Below are 25,129 nucleotides of genomic sequence, written 5' to 3'. Positions count from 1 at the left end.
TTTTTAGTTTTGTTAATTATTTTTTTACTCGATCATCGAGATTTTAATACTCTGACGCTTGTGTCAAAATATTTTATATGAATTTCTTATGTGTATTCTCAACTTTTAGCTTGATGTAGCTTGTTGTTGTTGGAATGTAAGTACAATGAATTCTGCAGGACGTACAACTGCTACTTTAATGGTAACATTCATAAATCCGTTTAAAATATCGTCAGAAGTCATCGTTGATCCTAGACCACATTCAACAGAGAAAGCACTTGCAGCGGTAGCTCCTTGTAATCCTCCTTGTTTCCAAATACCTGTTAAGAAACTTCCAATCATTGCTTTTACACCTTCCCATGTATTTTTATCGTTTGGCGCAAATACATATGCTTGTGCCGCTAGTTTACATGATTGTTCTAAAAAGTTCATGGTTCTTCTTACTGATAGGTAACGCCAATCTTGACTGTTTCCGTCTAAGGTTCTTGCTCCCCAAATTAGAATTCCCAATCCATTGAAAAAACGAATTGCATTGATTGATTTACCAGAAACTGCATCTACATTTAAGTCAGCTTGTTGTGATTCTGATAGTTTTATAGGAAGTGAAGAAGCGCCTACCATTGAGGTGTTTGCTGGTGCTTGCCACGGTCCAACTTCATTGTCAGTCACTGTAATAACTCCAGCCATTCCACCACTTGGAGGAAGCATATTAGCATCACTTAATACATGATTAATGATGGTGCTATATGTTTTGCTAGCTGCAATTAATGAGTTGTTGTACTGACTTGTTGTTAATGGCGTTCCTGGTGGATTTTCAATATTTGATAGAATTGTTTCCACCGTAGGATTTGGGTCAGAAGCAGGACTCAGTAATGGTTGTAGTTGCTTCACATCACCTGCAAATAAGTTTGTGTAGTCAATGTCAGAACTTTGCATAATGGTTGTTCCGACAAATGGATAATAGGCAGTTCCATAGTCCAATCCGTTAGCTCCTGTATTGTCTCGGAATGCTTCAATGTCATTCATCCACATGATTGGATCAGGATTTCTTCCTCCAATGATGTCTAAAATAGCAACTGAAGTTTGCATCGTTTCTGCTTGTAAAAGCATAGACGCCATGAGTGTTCCATTGTTTGCTACAGAAAGTAATGTTGCTTCTGGGCAGATATACATGGTTGGCTCTTGTTCGTTTTTTAACAAAGCTAGTCCGTCTGTAAGATCGCCGAGTTGTACATTCGGATTTACAATTTGATCGCCTGGTGTCATTCCAGCTCCTGATCCTTCGCCATAGCTTCCTACGGAAACAATGTACGCGTCTCCTCCGCCATTTTCATAGAATAAGCGAATACTGTTATACAAATAGTATACGGTATTCGGATCTGGAACAATGGAGTAGTAGGTGCCAGCAATAAGCATGTAATCGCCTTTTTCTGGTTGACTTTTTTCGGCTACTAAATAGTACTGCGGATTGTATTGCTTTGCAGGATCTGCTGGTGGAGCAGGATCTGGGTTACAAAAAATTGCCTGAAAATCACTAAATGACGTGATTTTTGTAGGTACATTAGTATACGATTTCCCTTCGTACATGGCCTGTGGCGTGTATCCAATGAAAGCAGGAACGGCAGTTGCTACTGGAACAACTGAGTTTCCAAACCCGTTTATTTCATTGATATAAACCCCTGGAGATTTAATGGTTGATAAATTCATAAAACATTGATATTAATTCGTATTAATTTTTATGGTTGTTATATATAGACATACATTGATGATGCAATGGTGTTGTCTTCTAATATTTTTAAATTTGATGCGTCTGGTATGGGCAATCCTTTGAATATGGTTTCCTGTCTATCGCCTGCTATGGTTTGTTTTGTATTTATGATATCAAACTTATATTGTGCTGTATTTTTTAAAGGAATTAGCGTTTTTCCAGAAGAAAATAGTATGGCTTCTTGTCCGTTTTCTAATGTAGTTTCTCCTTTATTCGAGAACTGTATTTCATCAGTATTACTCTGAATTGCTATTTTGGTATAGTTTTGATTGGAATTGTTGATGATGTTATACTGCCATTGCGTTTCACGTGCATGCAACTGAATTTGAAAAGCTAGATTTGTATTGTTTTTATTTGCATGGATGATATCTTCAAACTTTATTTTTATTTGAAGTATGTCGCTGGTATCACTTTGTGGAATAAACGTTTTTTCTAACGTTATTGGAGTGTTTGTTTGACCGTTATTTTTATACGAAAGTATCCCAATTTCATTTAAAGGAACTTCTGCTGTATAGTTGTAAAAGTTTTGATCGGTAGCTGTTGCGTTAAACTCGAAAGTATCAGTTTGAGTTACCTGCTGTATATAGTTTAAATAGTCTTCAATGGATTGATTGGTTGATGCATATAACTCAAAACCATTAGACATTCTTCTGATAATTAAACCATACGAATCCATAATTTTTTTGGTACCAATACTCGGATTGTGTATTAACCCTTCACAACTACCCGATGCAAAGTAGGTGTGCAAAATAGAGATGCCAAATAATGATGTATAGTTCGTATTCATGATGTTGGATTTGCGGTATTACTGATTGTGTTAACTTTAGTTTCAAATCCTTCTATTTCGTCAGAAGCAATGGTAATCATTCGTATTTTGTAAATGATTGACGGCTGGTATTTTGCACCAAGTGCTGTCCAAAGGTTTTGCATTTGCATGTATCCATCACCTTTTTGGAATTCATATTCTAGCCTTTCTATTGCAGTTGGAATGCTGGCATATTTGGTAGCATCAATGAGTTCATTTGTTTGAAAAAACTGCATCGTTACACTTAAAAATTTTAGTGCTTCATTGTAATCATCAAAGTTTGGTGTGACTAACATGAATAGGTTGAAACGATTTGAAATAGGTTTTTTTACATAATTACCATCAGCTACTGAAGTGACACGATTGTAAAATTGTTTCGAAGTTTCTTCTTCTACATGAATTAGAGAAAGTACGATGTGGTTTTTGTTTTTTTCTGGAATTTTACCATTTTGCTCTATAATTCTATTAATAATTACGGCATCATCTTCCAATCCAAATTTGTTTTTGATGTATTGGTTAAGTGTTTGTGCGGTAAATTGAAATGCTTTTTCAATCATAATTAGTGGTTGGTTAGAAAATTGAGCATGCTAAAATTAGTGATATCACTTTGTAAATGTATCGATTGCGCGTATACCATTTATGTACATTTTAACACTACATACATACTACCGTAGACAAAACGTAGACAAATGCTTTTTGTACATCAGAAACCATTTACACATCGGATAATGTGCATCAATTTTGTGATTATTATTATTTAATTTGTGTTTACTGAAGATAGCAATACTTCACACAGAAGAAAGGTACAAAAATAGGAGCGGACGTGTTAGGAAGAATGTAAAAAGGAGCAACATCATTGACGTTACTCCTTTTTGGATAAGAATGTAGTATGAAAGGTTGCTTACTTTTTCATAATTGTTTTAGTAAATGTACTTTTTGCGGTAATAACTTTTACAAAATAGAAACCAGCTTCATATTTAGAAATGTCTACTTTTTCAGCATTGTTTTTGTCTATATTTTCTGCAAATATTTTATTTCCATTGATATTATAAACTTCTACAAGATATGTTTTAGAAACTATATTTTGAATTTGTATTTCGAAGATACCATTTGAAGGATTTGGATGGATGATAAGTTTTTCCTTTGTGTAGCTATCGTCTATAAGTTGTGTGTTTGTGATAGACGTATTTTGTCGTTTTACAAATTCGCCAGTACAATCTTCAATGTACGCTCTAAATACGGAACCTTTTAATGCATCAAAGTCTTTTTTGATTAGTACTTCTTCTCCAGCATGGTATATAGCTTCAGCATCATCAAATACAGTATTTGTAAGTATGATTTGCTTTTCTGCTTCTTGATTGTCTACAGTTCCGCTATCTACATTTGTATCAATATTCAAGATTTCTACACAGCCATCTGTATCACATTCGCTAAGGCAGTCTGCCGTATTAATAACAGCTCTGATGACATCACCTGGTTGATCTCCAAAACCTAAGCTAAAGTTTACAGTACCAGAACCACTAGTGTCACAATAACTCATAATAGTACCTCCGTTAGCTGGAATGGTTTCATTTTCTGCACAATTATTTGAAGCACAACCATCAATGGCTGTATTGTTTCCATTCCAAGCACATTGATGTGTGTGAACAGAACCTAAATTATGTCCCATTTCATGAGCGGCTACTTTTACTTGCCTTGAATATGTTGGGAATACTTGAAAGTTAGGAACCATTCTTGTAAAGGCATGTGCAGAAAGATTTGTGGTTGATGAGCATAAACCTCCTATACCATTAGCAATTCCAAAGGCGTCTAATGGTGGCGGTTCTTCTACTTCACTTGTCAACATGTGTGCAATGTCGCCATTAAAAGTTGGTCTTCCAAGTACAAAATCTTCGAGTCCTGCCGAAAGCCAAGGACTGTATCCTTCATCTGTTTCCCATATAAATATTTCAGAAATTACAAGTGTAATATCTTCTAGTTCATAAATAGCCGCTATTTGATTGAAAAGTCCTGTAACAAAGTCTTCTACATCAGTGGTATTTTGATTGAAGTGATTGTAGAGTCCGAAATCGGTTTCAAAATAGACACGAACACAATCGCCTTCACTTCTTGTTGTCACTCTGTCTCCGATACTTTTATAAATTTCTTTGAGCTTATCACTCATTATTTCAGAATCTGTAGCACAATTGATGGCAGCTGGATTTCTTATATCTCCGTCATTATACACAATATGTACATCATCTTTGGGTAATTTTCCAATGTTAATATTTCCTCTATTTCCAAGAGAAATGACGCCCATAAATTGCTTTTTGAAGATACTAATAGCTACAATACTATTTTCTTTTTGTCCTTTTACAATTCCTCTAAAATGTCGTTGTTCTGTTTTTCCAAAGGATGTTTTTCCAGTGCTTGTTTTTACTTGATAGTCATAAAAACTATCAGAAACTTCAATAAGATCTACTGTTATTGTACTGTTTTCATTTGGAAGTGATACACGCATGGTAACATGCTTTGTAGTTCTGTTATTTATAAGGTTTTCAGCTATTTTTTCATTGTATGTTAAAAAGTTCGCGGCATTTAGTTCTTTCGAAATTTTATCATTTCGGTAATTTTTGTTCAAAGTGAAAATATTGCTGATGTCAACAAAATTTTGCCCTTGATTTCGTGCATTATCAATTTGAGTTGAAATGCTAGTATCTGATTGGGCAGCGACTACAATAGAAAATAAAAGTATCAGCCCAAAAAAGAAATGTTTTTTTGGTTTCATAGTTTTATTTTTTTGTGTTGTTAGCTGTTTCTATTTGATTTAATAATTTTTCACAAAGCGCTTCAAGTTTTTCTATTCTTTTATTTTGATCTATAATGTAGAGTGTGAGTTCTTCAATTTTCTCTTGTTGTATTTTTGTCATTTCTCCAACATTAATTCCTTCAGCTTCTACAACTTCTGCCGAAGGAACATTTGGAAGATGTCCATTGGTTTCAATGAAGTTTTCAACTTCTACAAGTGGAATTAATGTATAGCCTTCATCAAATACATAATCTGCCCAACCTGTACGAACTCTTAGTTCATCAGTTAAAATACCACGTTCTACAAAAAGGCTATAGCTACTAACATCTGCTCCGCCAACATTGGTTGGAACATTTGTATAACCGCCGCTACCAATGGCAAGTTTTCCATGAATTTCTACAATTTTTTCAGCGCCTCCACCGATACCAGGCCATATTAATAAACGATCATTTCCATAGTTGTCTGCTATGATATGTCTTCTTCCCAATGGACCATTCCAAGTAATTTGGTTGGACCATCCTGAGCCAGATTCAGTATATAAATCGAGTCCTTTTCCTCCGATAGTACCATTGACATCAAGTTCTAACCATGAAAATTTAGGTGTTGTTCTGTCAATAATTACATTATCCGTTGTATACAAATTGCTTCCAGCATTTGTCCATTGTGCAAATGACAGCAGTGGAATAAAGAATAGTATTAAAATTTTGATTGTGGTTAACTTTTTCATTTTTTGGTTATTTACAAAGATTGTTCTTACTCTTTTTTGGCTTTTCAGAATCCGCCATATGATGAATTAATTCATATAAAAGTGTAATTACTAGGGTTTTGTTACCTTACTTTATAAATAAAAATTTCCAATACGTTGTTTGAAAGCGATTTTACTTTCTGTAAATAGAGAAAAGATGTAAGTGAGTTGTTTGTGAAGTTGATTTGATAAGTGATGTATGCTTAACTAGCATACGATTGAATGTACATTCTGAGGTCTTGTTCTTTGTTTAATACCATTTTCTTTTTTAGCCGATATTTATGTGTGCGCACACTTTCTTGATTGATACCAAGAATAAAACGAATGTCTTCATTAGACATGTTCATTTTTAAATAGCAACAGTATTTTAAGTCTTTAGCCGTTAAACAAGGAAATTGCGTTGTAAGTCGTTTTAGGAAGTTAGGATTTATGTTTTCAAAATAGAGTTTGAAATCGTCCCAATGTTTTTGATTGTTGCGTGTCATTTTGATGGTATTTACAATAGACATCAACTTTGTTTTGGTGGTCGCATCCACATTTGAATAGAGTTCTTTGATGCGTTCTTTTATTTTATGAAGCATTTGTTTTTTTTGATCTAATTCTAATGTGTATCGTGTCAAATTGGTATTGCTTGTATGTGCTAGCGTCGTGGTTTTTTGGTGCTTTTGTGTTTGTGTAAGATTTAAAAGTTTTATGATTCCTTTTATGTTGTTACTTAAATTACTGCGTTCAACGCTATCTTCAAAGGAATAGATAAAAGCAATTGTCTGTTCTTTTACTTGTAAGTTATAGTATTCATTTCTTTTTTGAAGACATACTAAAGGAATGGTAAATTCAGGAAAATACGATTGAAGCGAATTGATTACGTGTTGATTGTTTCGAAAACTTAAAACAATTAATAGTGGTTGCAACGATTTAGAAATTTGTACAATGTCTGATACGCGCGTAGCCGTAATAAAACTGTATTGATTTACTTCTTGCAAGCTCTTTATAATAGCTGCTAAAGACGAAGAAGTATCGCTCCCAATAAGTATATTTTTATGCGTAGTCATCACTTTAATATAGTTACATCAATGCATTAGTATATTGTTTTAGGGAACATAATCTAAATAGATATTTCAAATGTAGTTCAAAATTCTTTGCTATAACACGGTAGAAATACTTGGTTTTGACGCTTTAGTGTTAATTTTTGGGCGTATAAGAGTTAAAAATATAAAAAGCCTGTAATTTTTACATTACAGGCTTTTTATAGTTAGTTAAGTTTGTTGTACTTAATCTTTACTTACAATTATAAAGTCAGAACGACGGTTTTGTTGGTGTTCATCATCTGTACATTTCGTACAGTCAATTAACGGAGAAGATTCTCCTTTTCCTTCACTACTTAAGCGTGAAGCGTCAATTCCTCTTGAAATGATATATTGAACCGTTGATTTAGCTCTTCTATCAGATAATTTTTGGTTGTAAGAAGCAGGACCTCTAATATCGGTATGTGTTTCCACCTTAATCACCATATTAGGATACTTTGTCATTACATTTACTACTTTATCTAATTCAAAAGCGGCATCTTGTCTGATGTTGTGCTTATCAAAATCAAAATAGATAGGGTTTAGTACAATTACATCTTCAATGATTTCTTCAATTGGAGCTAAAGCAATATCAACTCTTCTTTCAGGATTGTCACCACTATTTACATCTAACTTTTGAGGAACATATCCTTGAATTGTTGCTTCAATGATAGAAGATTTGTCACATTCTACTTTGAATGTTACTTTTCCTTCTGAATCTGTCATTTTTGAACCAACACTATTTCCTTGATCGTCAGCTAATACAACTTTTGCACCACTTAATACAGTTCCAGTTTCTTTGTCAGTAACTGTAATTACGTAATCAACATCACAAATTGGATTAATGAGTGTTGTTTCATATATATCATCACTTCCTTTTCCACCATCACGATTTGAAGCTACAAAACCTTTTTTAGCTTCTTCATCAAATGTAAATGAGAAATCGTCAGAATTACTATTTAATGGCGTTCCTAAGTTACGAACTGCGCCGTAAGAAGATCCATTCACTTTTGAAGCAAATACATCCAATCCTCCAATACCTAAGTGTCCGTCAGACGAAAAGTAAAGTGTGCCGTTGCTACTTATGAATGGGAAAAATTCTCTTCCTTCTGTATTAATAGCAGCTCCTAAATTTTCTGGTTCTCCGAAAGATCCATCATCATTAATAGCAACTTTATAAATATCAGATTGACCAAGTCCGCCTGGCATATCCGAAGCAAAGTATAACGTTTTACCGTCTGCACTTACTGTTGGATGTCCTACAGAATACTCGTCATTATTAAATGGAAGTGGCTCTACATTTGACCATTCTCCATCTGACATTGTAGATTTGTATAAGTTTAATGTTCCAATACCTTCTTCATTTTTCTTAAACTTTCCTTCAAAATAGTTTTCACGTGTAAAGTACATCGTCTTTTTATCTGGAGAGAAAGCTAATGTTCCTTCATGAAATTTAGTATTGATGTCTTTTGATAATGGTTGTGCGTTAGATAAGTTACCGTCTCCATCATACGAAGCCATGTATATATCTAAAAATGGCTGATCATTCCAACCATATTTTTTTCCACCATCACGTGTAGAAGTAAAGTATACAATACCGCCAGAATTAACGGCTCCAAAATCAGAGTTTTTTGTATTGATTTCAGAATTCTTCACTTCAAACTTCGTTACTTTCGCAAGAATTTGAGGAATATAATTTGGATTTTTATTGAACGCAATTGCTCTTTTGTCTCTTGGTTTTGCGGCTGCAAATTTTGACATGTATACATTGTGTTCTTTATACTTTCCGTTAGCTTTTAGCATTTGTGCATATTTGAAATATACATCAGCGCTTTTGCTTCCTTCATTTATAGCTTGTAAATACCAACGTTCTGCATCTTTTGTTTGAAATAAATTGTAATAACAATTTGCAAGTTGTTCGTATACATAAGCATCCGCATCGTCAATAGCGATTTCAAGATATTTTTCTGCTGCTTTCACATAAGAAAATCTCTCGTAGAGCTTATCAGCTTTTTTGGTTCTGTCGTTCTGCGCAAAAACATTTGATGTCGCTAGAACTAGAATTAATATTAGTATTTTTTTCATTGTTTTGGCGTATTAGGTTAGAAATATCTAGGCGAACGAGAAATTTTTCTTGGGAAGTATAAATCAAATAATAAGAATACTTCATGAGAAGAACTAGCAACAGAAGAAATTTCTGAAGTTACTGCGTCATAGGCGTACCCTATACGTAATCTCGGATTAATCGCAAAGTTGACCATTCCACTAAAAGAGTCATCTAAACGATAGGAAGCTCCAATTTCAAACTTTTCATAGAATAAAGCATTGGCGTTGATGTCAAACGATGTTGGCGCATCAAATGCAGACTTTACTAAGAAAGACGGTTTAATTTTAGTGTTTGGACTTACTTGGAAAACATAACCACCTGTTAGGAAGTAATGTGATACTTCAGAACCAAAAGCTCTACCATTTACATCTAAGTGTTTTCCTTTTAAAAAGTTCGGCACTGATAATGCTAGGTAGTAATTGTCTGTGTAGTAAAATAAACCAGCTCCTAAATTGAATGTTGTTTTACTCACATCACTAGAAAATGCTTCATCACCTTGATCAATTAGTGTTGGGTTTACTTCCGATAACAATCCGATATCGTGGAATGTTAATCCTCCTTTTAATCCAAAAGCTAATTTGTGAGCGCCTCCTAGTTTTAATGTGTATGCAAAATCAGTATAAACATTAGTTTCTTTTACTGGGCCTATTTGATCTGAGATTAATGATAATCCAAGACCAACGTTTTTACCGACAGGCGAGTGCCCAAAAAACGTAAGTGTTTTTGGGGCACCGTCAAATCCGGTCCATTGATTTCTGTATAATGCACCTAAAGATATTCCCTCTTTAGAACCTGCATATGCAGGATTTATAACTGCCATATTGTACATATACTGAGTATATTGTGGATCTTGTTGTGCAAAAGATGGCAGTGTAAAAAGTAATATAAATAGCGCGATATATATGTGTTTCATGATATGATATTATTTATAGTATAGAATTTTATTTTTTACGTATGCGGATTTTACTTATTTAAATATACCCATCCATTTTTAGATTGTCCATTTTCAAGTTTTAACACGTAAAAATAAGTTCCTACAGGTAAATCATCATTGTCATTAGTTTGACCATACCATTCGTCTACATATTTTACTTTCTTATATAAAGAACGACCATGTGAACTAAAGATTTCTAGTTCTTGAACTCTAAATGCAGCCAAGTTCCATCTGTCGTTTAATCCGTCGCCATTTGGTGAAATTCCTTTAGGGAATGAACACATAGAATTTACTACACTAAATGATTTCATGCTTACACATCCGTCAGGAGTTGTAATAGAAACAGTGTATTCTCCATCGTCTGTAGCAATGAATTGTGAATCTGTATTATTCGTTGAAGAACCTCCAGACCATTCGTATGTTACCATAGCAGGATCATACGAACTATTTAACGGCGCTACTGTAATTGTATATTCGTCGTCAATACATTCTCCTTCAATAGCAATATTAGCTGGATCAATAATATCAAGTACTACAATATCAAATGGACCTGTTGTGAAACATCCTGTTGCATCATCTTGTATACGTAAGTATAATGTTTGTGCATTAGGTGTTGTGTTTGTATATGTTGTAGCATCAGCAAGCATTCCTGTTCCTGCATCAGCATCAGCAAGTGTTTCGTAGTACGTAACTGTAACACCAGTTTGTGTTCCTATTACGCTTGCATCTTCTAGTGTAAGATCAAACTCTGTAATTCCATCATAATCATCATCACAAGACTCTAATACTATAGTATCTACAATTTCAGGGTTTGTCTGAACAGTTACAACTACATCATCAGTTAGTGTTACTATGGAACCATCTGCTAAAGCATAGGTAATAGATGCCGTATAGGTTGTTGTTTCTGTTGGCGATACAGTAATGTCAGTATTGTTACTGATAACGTTTCCATCTTCATCTAACCACTCAAAAGTATAGTTAGGGTTGCCATCTGGAACAAATCTCCATAATTCTTGATCTGTAACTGTCCATACTCCTGTATTTCTTCCAGGAGGTGCATAACCTACTGCTCCTACATCATTCTGAATCCCTAAAGTAGCCAACCCTTGATTCCAATTTGGACAAACAGGTTTTTCAATGATAATAACATCTATAACATTCGAAGATTCATATAAAATAATCTGTTGCGTTGTTAATAAAGCGTTACAAGAGAACTGAGGAATTTGAAAGAAAGTCACTTTGAATTGTCTTGAAGGAGCAGTACCAACAGTTGTATATTCAATATAATGATTTCCAGCTACACTAGGATCAATATCATGATATGCACCATGAATTGCATTCAAAGGAAGGGTTGGTGAAGGTATTATATCTACCGCACCATTTATATTCCATTCATTGAAAGTTCCCGCTTGCCCTGTATTAAATGAAACAAGTCCATTTGCTCCAATTACTACATCAGTATAAGGATCTCCAAAATAATCAAAGTTAAAACCTAACGGAATAACTGATGACCATCTATCATCTAATGTAATAGAAGTAGGTTCACCTGTTAAGTTATCAGGTGGACATTGTAAGTCACTAATTGTATATGTACTTGTATCAGACGTTATAGAACTTGCCATAAATGTAGCAGATAAGTCTGTTGAAGTATCATTACATGTTTGTAATTGGTCATAACCAGCATTGATAATACCACACGCTTGGTCTGGACAAAATGCTTGTGTTTTAGGATCACTTATTAATACACAGTTTGTATCATCAGTATCAGCTACTGTAAATACTACAGGTGTAGCATTTGGATAAGGTCCAAATGTGTATACTCCTACAGCAGTTACTACTTGTGGAGCACTACCAAAATCATCAGAAATTGTGATAGATGCGGCATCTCCAGTATCAGTAATTTCTACATCTACTAAGAATTGTTCTCCCATTGAACAGTCTTCAACAACGGTATAGGAAGCAGTTGGTTTGAAACATGTTAAACATTGAGCCGTCCATTCCCATGGAACTCCTGTTCCGGAAGCACAACTTGTAAATCCATCACTTATAACTTCCATGTATAAGTTTCCTCCTGGAGAATCAATAACAAGTCCTGCAAGATCACCAGCGTTGTTTCCTGAGAATAATACAGGGAATGTGTTGTCCGAACCTGCATAGATAATGATAATGTCATCATCATCTAAAATTGTTCCTGCTGTAAACGTTAATTGTACAGGGAAACCTGTATCAGAAGTAAATAAGAATGTATTATCATCATTGTTTGTGTAACAGTGATTTACTGTAATAGCTCCGTCCGCACACACTAAGTTGAATACTTGGTTTGGATCAGGGCGTGTAGTGAAGCTTTCTTCAATACATCCAGAAGCCAATCCATTTCCATTGTAAGGAAGAATTGTAACATAATAGGTTGTACTGTACATTAAGTCTCCTAAAGAAAAGTTTGTTACGTTTCCAACGTCTGTTCCGTTAACAATATCAGTTCCTCCTGGCGTAGTTCCTACAAAAAGAATGTATCCACCTGGCGATCCAATTGCAGTTCCCCAAGAAATGTCACCTCCAATAATATCAATTGCTGTAGCTCCATCAGCTGGACTAATTAAGTTTACACATGTTGGTGGTGCCGTTGGGTCAACACACGTTACTGTGAAATCCCAAGGAGTTTGAGCTCCAGAAGCACAACTATTACTACCATCGGCTGTAATTTGGAAAATTAATTTATCACTAGTAGATTCAAAAGTAAATCCTGCTAAATCACCTCCATTTCCATATCCGTTGTATAATTCAGTAACTCCATCAGCAGCATAAATAATAAGTTCATCCCATGTATTCTCTACAGTACCAGAATTAAATGAAAGTGCTAGTGTAGATGCTGGGTCAGAAGCCATATAATAAAAGAATGTTGTATCATTATTTGAATAACAATAGGTGCCAGATATTCCTGTACCTGTACAATCTACCATAATAAATGGATCAGGTCGTGTGGTAAAACTTTCTTCAGCACAACCAATAGCATTTCCGTTTACGTTATATGGTACTATAGTTACATAATGTGTAGTGTTGAAGGCTAATGTTCCTGGGTCATATGTATTAACAAGACCTACATCCGTTGGCGCCAATACATCCGTTCCTCCAGGTGTAGTTCCGATAGATATAGTATATCCTGTAGGGTTACCTCCAGCAGTTGTCCAAGAAATATCAGCTTCTTCAAGTACATCAACAGCTCCATCAGCAGGAGATATTAACGAAACACATGCAGGTGGAGCAGAAGCATCCACACATGATACTGTATAATCCCATGGCTGTATATTAGTACTACTTAAACAGCTAATAGAACCATCAGAAGTAACAGTAAGGCTTAATGAAGGACCAGTTGATTCAAAAATAAGTCCAGCTAGGTCACCGCCATTTCCATATCCATTGTATAATTCAGTAACTCCATCAGAGTCATAAATAATTAATTCATCCCAGTTATTTTCTACATTACCAGAATTGAATATAATTTGTAACGTAGAACCGTCAGAACTTGCAAAGTTGAATGCATCAGTGTTATTGTTATCATAACAGAAACCTGTTACATTAACAGGAGTACCTGAAGCACAATCAACAACTACATTTGGGTCATCAAGCGTAGTAAAACTAGATTCAGTACATCCAGTAGCATTTCCGTTTGCGTTGTAAGATGTAATTGTTACATAAAAAGTAGTAGCATACGCCAATGTTCCTGGGTCATAAGTATTTACAAGTCCAGCGTCAAATGCATTTAAAACATCTGTTCCTCCTGGCGTAGTTCCTATAGATACTAGATATCCTGTAGGACCGCCTGTAGCATTTCCCCAGCTAATATCTTCATCTTCGTCTACGTCAACTGAACCATCAGCTGGTGAAGTAACAACAACGCAAGAAGGTGGTTGTGTAGTATCCACACAAGTAACTGTAAAGTCCCAAGGAGTGTAGCCTTGTGACTGACAACCAAAAACTCCATCAGAATCAATTTCGATTGTAATAGTGTCTCCGGTAGATTCAAAGGAAAGACCAGTTAAATCTCCTCCAGCTCCATATCCATTGTAAATTTCTGTTCCGTCAGAATTGGTAACGATGAGTTCGTCCCAGTTGTTTTCTACTTGTCCGGCGTTGAAAGTGACTGCCAGTGGAGATCCATCATTACTTGTATAAACGAAGGAAGTTGTATCATTATTTCCATAGCAGAATCCAGTATTATTTACGGGTCCTACCGTACAGTCAACTGTGGTCTGTGAATATGATAACGCACTGAAAAATGTCACCATGATCAACAAGGTAATTTTTTTCATAAAAAAGTTGGTTAATAGTTAGTAGCCCTAAAAATAGTAAAAAAAAGTAAACTTAACTTTACTTTAACACTTAAGTTGTAAAAAATGAGGCTTAATCATTAAATTTTAATTTTACGTATACTGGGAAGTGATCACTATAACCGCCTAAATATTTTCTGCCTGCGTAAGTTCTAAAAGGAGTTCCTTCATATCGTCCTTTCCAATTGGTTAAAAAGTGCTCGTCAAAAATAGCTGCAGAAGCAAAACTGTGTGTTCCTTTTTTGTAGTTGAAGAAGTTTGTTGAAAATATAATCTGATCAAATAGGTTCCATTCACCTTTGTAATTAAGACTACCTTTATATATAGTGAGTAGTTTTTCCATCGGATTGTACAAATCAGCACTCATTAAATGCTTATTGATACTCTCGTCGGTAGGATTGTCATTAAAATCGCCCATCACAATAATATGCGGATCAAACTCAGTATTTTGAATGGTTTCTATTTTTTCTCGAACAACTTGTGCCGCTATAATACGCTTATGTGCCGTTTCGCCAGCACCATCTCTTCGTGACGGCCAATGGTTTACAAATATATGTACGTTTTCACCGTGTAATACACCTTTTACATATAAGGTATCTCTTGTATAATCGCGAATGCCTTCTTCATTATATAATAAGATAGGTATCGATTCTGAATGCATAACTTCAAAATGCTCCTTTTGGTACACTAAACCTACATCAATACCTCTTTCATCTGGCGAGTTGTAATGAACAAAATCATATGCAAACTTTTGCAACTTTTCGGAAGTGACCAAATCAGTAAGTACTTTTTTATTTTCAACTTCAGCAACACCTATTAATATAGGTGCGTTTTCAGTTTCATCAAACCCTAAACTAGAAATAGCGGAACTAAGTTTGTAAAGTTTCTTTTCATATCGTTTTGGAGTCCAGTTACGAGCTGCTTCTGGTAAAAAATCATTATCCAATATGTTTTCATCATCAATAGTATCGAATAAGTTTTCAAGATTGTAAAATGCAACCGTATGATAGGAATGTTTCGTTGTCTTTTTCTCCATATTATATGTAAAAGTCTTTATATAAGATATAAATGTACTAAAATCAATAAAGGAATTGTGTAACTTTGTTTTTTAATTTGATTTATGATAGAAAAGAAAACCATTGCCTACGAGCGCACCGTACTAATAGGAGTCATTACAAAAGCACAAGACGAAGCCAAATCTAAAGAATACTTGGATGAGCTTGAGTTTTTAACCTATACTGCTGGTGGTGAAGTCGTAAAGCGATTTACACAGAAAATAGAAATTCCGAATCCAAAAACATTTATTGGTACAGGAAAAATGGAAGAAGTTGAGCAGTTTGTAAATGCACACGATATTGGTTCTGTAATTTTTGATGATGAATTATCGCCAGGACAACAACGAAATATTGAACGTTTGTTGAAATGTAAGATTATTGATAGAACAGGATTAATTCTGGATATTTTTGCACAACGCGCACAAACAAGCTATGCACGTACCCAAGTAGAATTGGCACAATACCAATACTTATTACCACGATTAACAGGTTTGTGGACTCACTTGGAGCGTCAACGAGGTGGAATTGGAATGCGTGGACCTGGAGAAACTGAAATTGAAACGGATAGACGTATTGTGCGTGACAAAATTGTTTTATTGAAAAATAAAATGAAAACTATTGACAAGCAAATGGCTGTTCAACGTGGAAACAGAGGTGCACTAATTCGTGTTGCATTGGTAGGATATACCAACGTGGGAAAATCTACCTTGATGAATGTGGTGAGTAAAAGTGACGTGTTTGCCGAAAACAAACTCTTTGCAACTTTAGATACTACAGTGCGTAAAGTTGTTATCGGAAACCTGCCATTTTTGTTAAGTGATACGGTAGGATTTATACGAAAACTGCCAACGCAATTGGTAGATTCATTCAAAAGTACATTGGATGAGGTACGTGAAGCAGACTTGTTATTACATGTGGTAGATATTTCGCATCCTAACTTTGAAGATCATATTGCTTCGGTAAATCAAATATTAGGAGAAATAAAAAGTGCTGACAAACCTACTGTAATGGTATTTAATAAAATTGATGCCTATACGCATGAAACCATTGATAGTGACGATTTGATTACAGAAAAAACCAAAGCACATTACACCTTAAACGATTGGAAACGTACGTGGATGAATGCCATGGGCGAAAATGCATTGTTTATTTCTGCGCTTAATAAAGAAAACCTGAACGAGTTTAAACGTAAAGTATACAACGTAGTACGCGAAATACATGTAACACGTTTTCCATATAACAATTTCTTGTATCCCGATTATGAGGAATTAGAGTAGTCATAATGACTTCAATACAATAAAAAAATAGCGGATAGTTCATACTATCCGCTATTTTTTTTAAATTAGTGTCAGATTCTACCAGTGAGAATCTAAAAACTTCCCCTTTATATTTTAAAACGATTGCGCTAAAATGTGTTTTTATTACAAAAACGACATTGTAGCTTTCATACGTGGTATCCGAAAAACGCAAGAGTAGGAATTAATTAAGAAAACTTAGTAACATGAAAAAAAGTCTAAAAAAACTAACCTTAAACAAAAAATCGGTTTCTGACTTATCACAAAAAGTAAAAGGAGGATTCAAACAAGAAAACAAAACACTAGATACTATCCTTACTACAGATACTGGACCTACTGCATTAACAATGTGCTATATATGTCCGCCTGATACTTTATAATGGTATGCACAAAACGTGGTATCCGAAAAACGTAAGAGTAGGAGCAATAACCAAAAACTTAGTAGTATGAAAAAAAGTCTAAAAAAATTATCCTTAGGGAAAAAATCGGTTTCAAATCTATCTGTAAAAATTAAAGGTGGATTTAAAAAACCAGATGATACATTTGATACTCAAACAACAGGACCAACTGGCCCAACTGCAATGACAAGGTGTTTTATTTGTCCGCCAGACCTATAGTATAATTGTCTCATACGTGGTATTAAAAAAACGTAAGAGCATAAAATACAGGTGTGCAACTGATGTGTACAGATTTTACATAGAGGATAGTATGTAATCGCTGTTCGCGAAAACAAGAATGTTAACATCTAATATAAATAAGGAGACTGTCTAGAAAGTTACTACTAATGTCATTACAAGAAATTTTTAATTTCGAAGTACGCTGTAAATCAATAATTTAAATTTCACAGATTGCTTCATTTCATTCGAAATGACAACTTTTTAGACAGCCTCTTTTAAATTCTACTACTAGCAAATTAATCTACTGAACAGCATCGAAAAAGTGGTGCATGTATATTCGTTCACACTTACTCTAGGTCCTGCGGAATCTTTTGGACAACCATTTGTAAATTGTGGATTACTATTACATAGATCACAATTAGTTCTACGTTCTGATGCTTCAGTTCCTCCTTTTATTTTAAAATTAGAAACGGTAATCTTGTTCAGTTTTAAATTTTTTAACTTTCTTTTTTTCATGGTTTAATAAATTTAGGATTTAAAAATAGTTGTGTACGGAATGAATATAATACCTGTAAAAAAAGAGCAGTAGCTTACGCTTTATAAAACATCACAAGGATTTAATCATAGAAAATAAGAAACAACAAAAATGCCCCAAAGGTTGCTATACTGTTAAGCTACAGTGCATTTGCAGCTATGTTCGTAGTTGTCGCTACTATAGATGTTAGAGCAAACATCGGTTTCATTTGGACATGCTGCTAAAGAAATTCCTACTTCAATTCCTTTTTTTGATAATGATGATATTTAAAGTGTACATGAAAGTAGCTAACAGGTGTACGAATAGGAAGAAAAACACACCGATGTTTATGAATCAGGAGCACAGACGAATTACTAATGATGCGGTCGTAATAACAAATCAAACAGTAAAAAGGTAACTGCGTGACACATAAAAACTATGATTAGAAATTTAATTGAAGAACAATAAAAGGATTTGACAGAATACTTGATTTAATAAAATTTGGCGCTGATAGCCAAATACAAATTGAACATAATTGCCAAGATATTTATATCAATTTATCTCAAGGAGAAACCAGCTAATTAATAGGAGGAACTTGATATACTAATTAATCTGGAGTAAAAATAAAAGCTTCCCAGAGGAAGCTTTTAAAATAACTATATTATATACAATCACGGCAAGTTTGAAACTCAGTTTGCGGAATGCAAGAGCCATTCTTTATACTTATATTTTTACCTCCAAATAGAATATTGGAATTTAAATTAGAGACATTTTTCTTACTTAATAATAAATTTTTTAGATTCTTTTTTTTCATGATTAAATGATTTTTAAGTTAATAATGACTCAAAATAACATAATGAATATGAGAATAAAAAGGAGAGGAATATCCATTTTATAAAACGAACTGTTTGATTTATAAAGTGAACAACATAAAACAGTAAATATCGTAATATGACGCTGTCAAGAGAAGCGTAATTTCGGGTTTGCCCCTAAAGTTGTTGATTTAAAACTGTGTATTCTTAGCTTTCTTGTTGTTTTAAAAAGCCAGAAACCGTATCGCCTGTTCTTTTCTGAAACGCTTTTGAAAAAGAATTTACAGATCCAAAGCCAGCTTCTTTTGCCATGGCTTTCACGGTATATTTTTTATACTCAGAGTTGCTTTTTAGTTCTTCTATGCTATACTGAATGCGTAAATCGTTGATGTAATTTCGAAACGATGTAAGCTTGTGTGTATTTATTACTTTGGATAGATATTTTGTATTAGTTTGAATTTTTTTGGCAAACTCATGCAATGTAATTTTAGAAATTAAAAAGCCTCTTTCCTTTTCAAATTGTTGCAACTCAAATAGAATAGTGTTTACAATTGCTGGGTCAATATCTAATTGATTGTCGTTTGTTTCAGAATTTTGTTCGGCATTGCGTTGTTGATTTTCCAACAAGGTCATAATTTTTTGCAATCGTGTATCACCTTTTTTATTAAAAAAACATAGCAATCCAAACAGTAAAACCAATATTACTATAATGGTTGCTAGTATATATGTCCGTGTTTCAAACACCTGTTGTTTTTCCAGTAAATCATTAATTAATTGTTGTGTTTCCTGCGTTTGTGTAGTACTTGCAAACCCATAATTGGGCATACAACAGCATACTAGCACTAGAATTATATAGGTAACTTTCATTGTGTTTTTAATTTAAAAAAATTAATAATGCAGAGTTCAATAGCTAAGATTTTCGCTTCTATTTTTAACTCACAACTCATTCAACTCTTTTTCAAGTTCTTCGTCTACTTCATTTTTCAGTGTTGGTTTTTGTTTTAGTTTGCAAAACAGTCTTACAAACACGAGTACGACAATGACGATGAGTATGCTTTCAACTATAATTATCAGTAGTAAAAGCGTGGTGTTATTTGGTTTCATTGTATTGGTTTTTATTAGTATTACTGGCTACCAATACAATCAATTTTAGTTTAAAAAAGCCATGCGTATAGCAGGCTATGCTATAGTACAAGCATGGCTTTTTCGGGTACTTATGAAAAAAAAATTAGTGAAACTCAGGCTTGCGAAGCCAACGGCGAACGCAAGCATGCTAGTTGAAGGAACACCGTTGCATAACAGTGTCTGTTTCTTATTTATATAAAGTTACAAGTCATCTTGTAGCTTTTGTAACTTCGCTTTATTGAGTTGTGTATGTGAGTCCATTAGTTTAAATAGTTTTAGGATGCATTTGATTCCTAATACGAGTATTAAAATCAAAATGATTATCGGGACTAGTTGAACAACGCCCATTAACAAACTGAAATCATATAATGTTTTTTCCATTGTCTAGTTTTGTTTCTTTTTAGTAGAATCTTTTACTTTTTGCTTCATACCTAAAAGAGTATCAATTTTTCTTTCTAAACCTCCTTCAGTCATGAATTTCTTAAACTTGCTAAGATCATTAAACCCTATATGTTTTGCATTTTTTCTTCTGTCTAATTCAAACGGATTTTTTTGATTTGGAAATAAACTATCTAATTGCAGTATTACTAGAAATTCTCCTTGAGTATAACTTTTTAATACAAAAGAATCAATACGTCTTTCGATTAAACTAGACTTTACATTCCCTTTAATTGCATTTGATATCGCATACAAAGCAGAATCATTTTTTTTAAGAACATCATATTCTTTAGTTGATAAATTTATCTTCTTTTTGATTAATGCTACATTTGTCTTTTTATCTTTTTTATTAGTAAATGGTTTATAAGATTTACATGCAATTACCAGCAGTAAAAATAATGTTAGGAATGTAAATTTAGTTTTCATTATTATATATTATTAATTAATCAGTAAAAAACCAATGTGTGTAATGACTATCTATTTGAGCAGTTATATAGTTGTAGTATATTGATATAGTTATTAAATCTCTAGCTTTAAATGGATTTCCTTTAAATTTAAAACCTACTTGCATTTCTCCTTCGACTTCGGCTACTATGGCTGTTGAGTTAGTTCTTACTTCCATTGAAGGACCATCGCTATCTGAGGGATCTTCTGAATCAAATTGAGTCCAATCAAAGTATGTATTATTCCCTTGTAATGTTGTTCTAATATTTTTAAAATCACTAATTGCTAAATGATCGCCTTGTGCGGGAGGAGTTAATTTCACAGTAATAACAATTTTAGCTTGTGGAAAACTACTAAAATGTAAACTATGTACATCTCTTCTCGTATTTTCTTGACCTAATTCCATCTCTGATGATTCAGTGACTGAATTCTCGTTCAATAAATTCTGTAAGAACACTTCTAATTCTTCAATCGATTCAAAATTTGGCGCATCATCAGGTACATTTTCATCTGTTTCCCAGTTATCTTCACCAAAAACTTCATCTAGTTGATCAGATAATTCTCGAAATTCCTGCTTTGTCAACGGTGTGGTTACAATTTCATCATCATTGTTGTTAGGACTGTTAGGATTACTTGGCGTTGTTGTTCCGCCACTACTTGTATTGTTTGATGGGTCGCCAGAAGTATTCGGATTGCCAGTCGTTGTGGTGGTTCCAGTAGTACCAGTACTCGTGCCTGGAGGGCACAAAATATTCATTACATTATATACTTCGCACTCGGTTTCTCCAGAATCAGGATCTATTTCATGTTGACACTGACTGTTTGTACCATACAGAAACGTTTCTCCTGTATCTGGTGTAATATGATAGGTAGTTATCTGTATTGTACACGGAAGTGTGTTGCTCTCAGCCAATAAGTTGGAAAAATCTCCCTCAATTGGCGTTACGGTAGTTTCACTATGTGTACTTACATGTCCTGTTTGTAACAATTCTTGTAATTGAGTTGCAGTATAATGATATTTTATAAGCACTGTGCTTAACTCTTGTGTATCAGTGTTTACTGAGAGTACCAAGTTTTCTAGTTCCGAGCCTACCACACCGTCACGGCTAATGGCAAAGGTGTATGAATACCCGCTACCATCACTTTTTTCTACATAGTTGGCTACGTCAGGATCTACCGTAAATCCGTTAGTGTCACTTTCAAAACTAGCATTATTTCGGTTTTGTGTTATTCCTCTTAATTTTGAACTAATGATGGTATTGCGTTCAATTTCGGTGGTATATACCAAGCGTGATGAAAATGGCGCTTGTTTGGCAACGGTTAATACTTCGTCTTGCGTTTCCAAAGCGGTATCATTTTCACAGTTTACAAATAGCGTTGTTGTAAGAAACAATAACATAAGTTTAAAGGTAATTAATTTAATTGTTTTCATTAGTATTGGTTTTTTTTAAATACACCTACTCATTCGTTTTTCGGCATCCACGACTGTTGTTAGTAGTACTGAGTTTTTAGTAGTGAGTAGTGAGACTTAAAAATAGTCTCACTACTAACACCTCATTTCTCTATACTACCGAAGGAATAGCATCCTTCTAAAAACATTTGCCGTGATGTGTATTAAAAAAATACCTATCTTTGATTTGCAGATCGTAGGCAAATGTTTATTTGTTTACATAAGCTCCCGTGAAAACGGGAGTCTTTTTTTTTATATATTCTTCACGTTGGTTTATCATTAATTACGGTTCATTACTATTTCAAAGCGGTTGTTTACTAGTTGTTAGCCCTCTCGGAACTATTTTGATGCGGTTATGTACCATTTATATGCGGTTACTTACCGCTTTTATTAGGTGCTATAAGGGGTGTACCCCCTAAACGAACCCCTTTTTTTGGGTTCGGAACCCTTTATATTCGTTACTGAACCGCTTTTTACCTTTACAGAACCACAAATAACTTGTAAACAACCTTAATGATTGTACAAATAACCTAAATGAACCTATCTTATAACCGTATTTATATGGTTTAGAACCTCATATTTTGGACAATGAACCATAAAGAAAGCTTTAAGTATCATCCATATCTAGTAATTCATTTTTTAGAGCTTCTCGTTTTTCACTTTTTTCAATAGTTTGGGTAAAAAGTTCTAATATGGCATTTTCAATTTTTACATTTTCATTCAGTCCGTTAAATACATTCCGAATCATGGATGTACCGTAGGGCTTACCTCTATTGCTAGTTATTTTCTTTTGTTTTAAAATTTTTAAAACACCAGCTGTATAATGGTATCCTAGTACTTCCTTTAGTTTTTTGCCTTGTTTTTTGTGTATCATACTTTATCTTTAATGGATGATGCAAAAAATACTTTTATCACAACTTTTCTTTCTTTTTAAAATATATCCTTTATTTTAGTTGTCAGATTTTTTTGATGGTGTAAATGTATATTGTAGAATCTATCAAAGCAAAATACATTTAATCATTTTTGGGAATTTCTCATTTTTAGTTTCATCATTTTTAGTGAAATCAATTGATACGACTAGCTTTTATTCGATAATGAAATATTTAATTGTAAAACATATTTTCGGGAATTCCTTTATTATCATGCTCTTCTCAGTAAATTTATATTGTCAGAAGAATATAAATAATGAGTCTGAATATAAAAATATTGCTAAAACTTATTATAAGTTTGAGGGAAAGGACTCTATAATGGCAAAAAAATATGCCTATACTTATCTTAATAAAGCTAAGAAGGAACAAGACTCTATAAAACGAGCAAATGGATATTATTTTCTTTCAAGACTTTATTTTAAACAGAATATACCACTTTGCTTAAAGTTTGCTGATAGTGCTATTATTTTTAGTAAAAAAAATAGCACTGAACACTTACCATACCTTGCATATATTAATAAAGCTAGCTATAATTATATACATGGAAATTTAGAAAACTCTTTAGAAAACTATGTCTATGCTAATGAGGCAGCTATTAAAGTCAACAATATAGAGGCTCAACATAATGTAAAATACTATATAAGTGTTTTAAAAAATAGATTAGGTGATTACAGAGAATCAATTGAACTTTCAAAAGGTGTTATGTTGTATTTTGAGAAACAGAATAGAAAAACAGGTTACTTAGATGTTATATTCAGTTTAGCTTCTTCTTACAGTAAATTTAAATTAAGTGATTCTTCTACTTATTTTAATAAGCTAGGTTACAAAAAGTCTATTGAGTTTAAAGATACTTTAATGCAAAACTATTTTATATTAAATGAAGGCATAAACCAGATATCTAAAAATAACTATAAAGTGGCTTTGGATAGTATATTGAAATCTACTCCAAAAATTACCGAGGCTAATGATATAGCCAATATAATTATTTCTAAATATTATACTGGTTTAGCTTACAACAAGTTAGGTAACATAGATAAGAGTATTATTTACTTAAAAGAAATGGATAGCTTGCTAGTAAATTCGGGAGAAATTATACAAGAGGCTAGGAATGGCTACGAGATTTTAATTGATTATTACAAGTCTGAAAATAAAATTGATGATCAATTATTTTATATTGATAGACTTATAAAATTTGATAGTATTAATTATGATAGTTACAGGAAATTAAGTACCGTTATATCAAAAAAATATGATACAAGATTATTAATTCAAGAAAAAAATGAACTAAAAGAAAAATTAGACTTAGCGAGTACTAATGAGAAATCATATAAATGGAAAATACTCCTTTTAATAATTGTTATTATTATTTGTTGTTTTCTAGTTTATCATAATTATCAAAAACGGTTAGTATATGAGAGACGCTTTGAAGAATTGATAAATAATAGTCAAGTTGAACAACAATCAATTCAAAATACAGAAATAACAAAACCTCCTTTGACAATACCCGATGAAATCATTAAATCTATTTTAGCAAAATTAGATGTTTTTGAAAGTGACCATAAATATTTAGAAAAAGAGATAAATAGAGAAACACTAGCTAACAAATTTGGAACAAACACTAAATACATTTCTAAAATTATTAATCACTATAAAAATAAAAGTTTTCGTGATTATATAAATGATTTAAGAGTACAATATGCTGTAAAAACCTTAAAAGAAAATAAAAATTTAAGAAAATATACAATAAAGTCAATTGCTGATGAATTGGGTTATAAGAGTGTAGACTCTTTTTCAAAAGCTTTTAGAAAGAATACAGGAATGCAAGTATCTTATTTTATTAAAAAACTTAATGTTACAGAAGGTAATTTATAGAAATTCGGGAATTTAGTTTTTTACACATTAATTTTAAATATATTTTTTATAGAATTCGTT

22 protein-coding genes are annotated in these 25,129 nt (G+C 33.3%); 4 read left to right on the top strand and 18 right to left on the bottom strand.

Going from position 1 to position 25,129, the window contains the following annotated elements:
• Positions 1 to 105: 105 nt before the first annotated feature.
• The 10 genes from ACQ654_RS12345 to ACQ654_RS12300 all read right to left on the bottom strand — a co-directional run bounded on the left by ACQ654_RS12345 (position 106) and on the right by ACQ654_RS12300 (position 15,554).
• The gene (locus ACQ654_RS12345) at positions 106 to 1,686 is read right to left on the bottom strand and encodes a phage tail sheath family protein (RefSeq protein WP_430410641.1); all 1,581 of its coding nucleotides are present in this window, start codon (positions 1,684 to 1,686) and stop codon (positions 106 to 108) included.
• Positions 1,687 to 1,724: 38 nt separating this feature from the next.
• Complete coding sequence (locus ACQ654_RS12340) at positions 1,725 to 2,534, bottom strand: hypothetical protein (RefSeq protein ID WP_430410640.1); 810 nt, start codon at positions 2,532 to 2,534, stop codon at positions 1,725 to 1,727.
• Positions 2,531 to 3,109, bottom strand: a complete 579-nt coding sequence (locus ACQ654_RS12335) for a DUF4255 domain-containing protein (protein WP_430410639.1) — start codon at positions 3,107 to 3,109, stop codon at positions 2,531 to 2,533. Before ACQ654_RS12335 ends, ACQ654_RS12340 begins: the two co-directional genes overlap by 4 nt.
• 344 nt (positions 3,110 to 3,453) lie before the next feature.
• Positions 3,454 to 5,319: a zinc-dependent metalloprotease gene (locus ACQ654_RS12330; protein WP_430410638.1), complete on the bottom strand. Its 1,866-nt coding sequence runs from the start codon at positions 5,317 to 5,319 to the stop codon at positions 3,454 to 3,456.
• A gap of 4 nt (positions 5,320 to 5,323) precedes the next feature.
• Complete coding sequence (locus ACQ654_RS12325) at positions 5,324 to 6,067, bottom strand: hypothetical protein (protein WP_430410637.1); 744 nt, start codon at positions 6,065 to 6,067, stop codon at positions 5,324 to 5,326.
• A 221-nt stretch (positions 6,068 to 6,288) separates the two neighbouring features.
• On the bottom strand, positions 6,289 to 7,137 hold the full coding sequence (locus tag ACQ654_RS12320; protein ID WP_430410636.1) for a helix-turn-helix transcriptional regulator: 849 nt from the start codon (positions 7,135 to 7,137) through the stop codon (positions 6,289 to 6,291).
• A gap of 219 nt (positions 7,138 to 7,356) precedes the next feature.
• On the bottom strand, positions 7,357 to 9,234 hold the full coding sequence (locus tag ACQ654_RS12315) for an OmpA family protein (RefSeq protein ID WP_430410635.1): 1,878 nt from the start codon (positions 9,232 to 9,234) through the stop codon (positions 7,357 to 7,359).
• A gap of 17 nt (positions 9,235 to 9,251) precedes the next feature.
• The gene (locus ACQ654_RS12310) at positions 9,252 to 10,169 is read right to left on the bottom strand and encodes a PorP/SprF family type IX secretion system membrane protein (RefSeq protein ID WP_430410634.1); all 918 of its coding nucleotides are present in this window, start codon (positions 10,167 to 10,169) and stop codon (positions 9,252 to 9,254) included.
• Positions 10,170 to 10,219: 50 nt separating this feature from the next.
• Positions 10,220 to 14,500, bottom strand: coding sequence for a gliding motility-associated C-terminal domain-containing protein (locus ACQ654_RS12305; protein WP_430410633.1), 4,281 nt, complete (start codon positions 14,498 to 14,500; stop codon positions 10,220 to 10,222).
• Between the two features lie 91 nt (positions 14,501 to 14,591).
• Positions 14,592 to 15,554, bottom strand: a complete 963-nt coding sequence (locus tag ACQ654_RS12300; RefSeq protein ID WP_430410632.1) for an endonuclease — start codon at positions 15,552 to 15,554, stop codon at positions 14,592 to 14,594.
• 84 nt (positions 15,555 to 15,638) lie between these two features.
• Here ACQ654_RS12300 and hflX point away from each other — a divergent pair, with 84 nt between their 5' ends.
• The 3 genes from hflX to ACQ654_RS12285 all read left to right on the top strand — a co-directional run bounded on the left by hflX (position 15,639) and on the right by ACQ654_RS12285 (position 17,485).
• The gene (gene hflX, locus ACQ654_RS12295; protein ID WP_430410631.1) at positions 15,639 to 16,850 is read left to right on the top strand and encodes a GTPase HflX; all 1,212 of its coding nucleotides are present in this window, start codon (positions 15,639 to 15,641) and stop codon (positions 16,848 to 16,850) included.
• Between the two features lie 224 nt (positions 16,851 to 17,074).
• Positions 17,075 to 17,248, top strand: coding sequence for a hypothetical protein (locus ACQ654_RS12290; protein ID WP_430410630.1), 174 nt, complete (start codon positions 17,075 to 17,077; stop codon positions 17,246 to 17,248).
• Between the two features lie 66 nt (positions 17,249 to 17,314).
• Positions 17,315 to 17,485, top strand: a complete 171-nt coding sequence (locus ACQ654_RS12285; protein ID WP_430410629.1) for a hypothetical protein — start codon at positions 17,315 to 17,317, stop codon at positions 17,483 to 17,485.
• A gap of 288 nt (positions 17,486 to 17,773) precedes the next feature.
• On the opposite strand, the gene ACQ654_RS12280 is transcribed toward ACQ654_RS12285, so the two are convergent.
• The 8 genes from ACQ654_RS12280 to ACQ654_RS12245 form a co-directional block, all read right to left on the bottom strand.
• Positions 17,774 to 18,001, bottom strand: coding sequence for a hypothetical protein (locus ACQ654_RS12280; RefSeq protein WP_430410628.1), 228 nt, complete (start codon positions 17,999 to 18,001; stop codon positions 17,774 to 17,776).
• A gap of 659 nt (positions 18,002 to 18,660) precedes the next feature.
• Positions 18,661 to 18,813: a hypothetical protein gene (locus tag ACQ654_RS12275; RefSeq protein WP_430410627.1), complete on the bottom strand. Its 153-nt coding sequence runs from the start codon at positions 18,811 to 18,813 to the stop codon at positions 18,661 to 18,663.
• Positions 18,814 to 19,018: 205 nt separating this feature from the next.
• Positions 19,019 to 19,678: a helix-turn-helix domain-containing protein gene (locus ACQ654_RS12270; RefSeq protein WP_430410626.1), complete on the bottom strand. Its 660-nt coding sequence runs from the start codon at positions 19,676 to 19,678 to the stop codon at positions 19,019 to 19,021.
• A gap of 69 nt (positions 19,679 to 19,747) precedes the next feature.
• Entirely contained in the window at positions 19,748 to 19,915 is a 168-nt protein-coding gene (locus ACQ654_RS12265) for a hypothetical protein (RefSeq protein WP_430410625.1), read from the bottom strand.
• Positions 19,916 to 20,137: 222 nt separating this feature from the next.
• Positions 20,138 to 20,317 (bottom strand): hypothetical protein, encoded by a 180-nt coding sequence (locus tag ACQ654_RS12260; protein WP_430410624.1) that lies wholly within the window; start codon positions 20,315 to 20,317, stop codon positions 20,138 to 20,140.
• Positions 20,318 to 20,320: 3 nt separating this feature from the next.
• Positions 20,321 to 20,800 (bottom strand): hypothetical protein, encoded by a 480-nt coding sequence (locus ACQ654_RS12255; protein ID WP_430410623.1) that lies wholly within the window; start codon positions 20,798 to 20,800, stop codon positions 20,321 to 20,323.
• Positions 20,801 to 20,816: 16 nt separating this feature from the next.
• The gene (locus ACQ654_RS12250) at positions 20,817 to 22,250 is read right to left on the bottom strand and encodes a hypothetical protein (RefSeq protein ID WP_430410622.1); all 1,434 of its coding nucleotides are present in this window, start codon (positions 22,248 to 22,250) and stop codon (positions 20,817 to 20,819) included.
• Between the two features lie 625 nt (positions 22,251 to 22,875).
• Positions 22,876 to 23,142, bottom strand: a complete 267-nt coding sequence (locus ACQ654_RS12245) for a hypothetical protein (RefSeq protein ID WP_430410621.1) — start codon at positions 23,140 to 23,142, stop codon at positions 22,876 to 22,878.
• Between the two features lie 373 nt (positions 23,143 to 23,515).
• Here ACQ654_RS12245 and ACQ654_RS12240 point away from each other — a divergent pair, with 373 nt between their 5' ends.
• The gene (locus tag ACQ654_RS12240) at positions 23,516 to 25,069 is read left to right on the top strand and encodes a helix-turn-helix domain-containing protein (RefSeq protein ID WP_430410620.1); all 1,554 of its coding nucleotides are present in this window, start codon (positions 23,516 to 23,518) and stop codon (positions 25,067 to 25,069) included.
• The last annotated feature ends 60 nt before the right edge of the window (positions 25,070 to 25,129 follow it).

The sequence above is a fragment of the Kordia sp. genome, assembly GCF_965283645.1.
In the GTDB taxonomy this organism is placed as follows: domain Bacteria; phylum Bacteroidota; class Bacteroidia; order Flavobacteriales; family Flavobacteriaceae; genus Kordia.
Note: the sequence above shows the minus strand (reverse complement) of the source record. Positions and strands in the feature narration are given on the sequence as shown.

Bases quoted from the DNA above. Each gene is read 5' to 3' on its own strand.
- ACQ654_RS12345 (WP_430410641.1), bottom strand. From the start codon at position 1,686: ATGAATTTATCAACCATTAAATCTCCAGGGGTTTATATCAATGAAATA.
- ACQ654_RS12340 (WP_430410640.1), bottom strand. From the start codon at position 2,534: ATGAATACGAACTATACATCATTATTTGGCATCTCTATTTTGCACACC.
- ACQ654_RS12335 (WP_430410639.1), bottom strand. From the start codon at position 3,109: ATGATTGAAAAAGCATTTCAATTTACCGCACAAACACTTAACCAATAC.
- ACQ654_RS12330 (WP_430410638.1), bottom strand. From the start codon at position 5,319: ATGAAACCAAAAAAACATTTCTTTTTTGGGCTGATACTTTTATTTTCT.
- ACQ654_RS12325 (WP_430410637.1), bottom strand. From the start codon at position 6,067: ATGAAAAAGTTAACCACAATCAAAATTTTAATACTATTCTTTATTCCA.
- ACQ654_RS12320 (WP_430410636.1), bottom strand. From the start codon at position 7,137: ATGACTACGCATAAAAATATACTTATTGGGAGCGATACTTCTTCGTCT.
- ACQ654_RS12315 (WP_430410635.1), bottom strand. From the start codon at position 9,234: ATGAAAAAAATACTAATATTAATTCTAGTTCTAGCGACATCAAATGTT.
- ACQ654_RS12310 (WP_430410634.1), bottom strand. From the start codon at position 10,169: ATGAAACACATATATATCGCGCTATTTATATTACTTTTTACACTGCCA.
- ACQ654_RS12305 (WP_430410633.1), bottom strand. From the start codon at position 14,500: ATGAAAAAAATTACCTTGTTGATCATGGTGACATTTTTCAGTGCGTTA.
- ACQ654_RS12300 (WP_430410632.1), bottom strand. From the start codon at position 15,554: ATGGAGAAAAAGACAACGAAACATTCCTATCATACGGTTGCATTTTAC.
- hflX (WP_430410631.1), top strand. From the start codon at position 15,639: ATGATAGAAAAGAAAACCATTGCCTACGAGCGCACCGTACTAATAGGA.
- ACQ654_RS12290 (WP_430410630.1), top strand. From the start codon at position 17,075: ATGAAAAAAAGTCTAAAAAAACTAACCTTAAACAAAAAATCGGTTTCT.
- ACQ654_RS12285 (WP_430410629.1), top strand. From the start codon at position 17,315: ATGAAAAAAAGTCTAAAAAAATTATCCTTAGGGAAAAAATCGGTTTCA.
- ACQ654_RS12280 (WP_430410628.1), bottom strand. From the start codon at position 18,001: ATGAAAAAAAGAAAGTTAAAAAATTTAAAACTGAACAAGATTACCGTT.
- ACQ654_RS12275 (WP_430410627.1), bottom strand. From the start codon at position 18,813: ATGAAAAAAAAGAATCTAAAAAATTTATTATTAAGTAAGAAAAATGTC.
- ACQ654_RS12270 (WP_430410626.1), bottom strand. From the start codon at position 19,678: ATGAAAGTTACCTATATAATTCTAGTGCTAGTATGCTGTTGTATGCCC.
- ACQ654_RS12265 (WP_430410625.1), bottom strand. From the start codon at position 19,915: ATGAAACCAAATAACACCACGCTTTTACTACTGATAATTATAGTTGAA.
- ACQ654_RS12260 (WP_430410624.1), bottom strand. From the start codon at position 20,317: ATGGAAAAAACATTATATGATTTCAGTTTGTTAATGGGCGTTGTTCAA.
- ACQ654_RS12255 (WP_430410623.1), bottom strand. From the start codon at position 20,800: ATGAAAACTAAATTTACATTCCTAACATTATTTTTACTGCTGGTAATT.
- ACQ654_RS12250 (WP_430410622.1), bottom strand. From the start codon at position 22,250: ATGAAAACAATTAAATTAATTACCTTTAAACTTATGTTATTGTTTCTT.
- ACQ654_RS12245 (WP_430410621.1), bottom strand. From the start codon at position 23,142: ATGATACACAAAAAACAAGGCAAAAAACTAAAGGAAGTACTAGGATAC.
- ACQ654_RS12240 (WP_430410620.1), top strand. From the start codon at position 23,516: ATGGCAAAAAAATATGCCTATACTTATCTTAATAAAGCTAAGAAGGAA.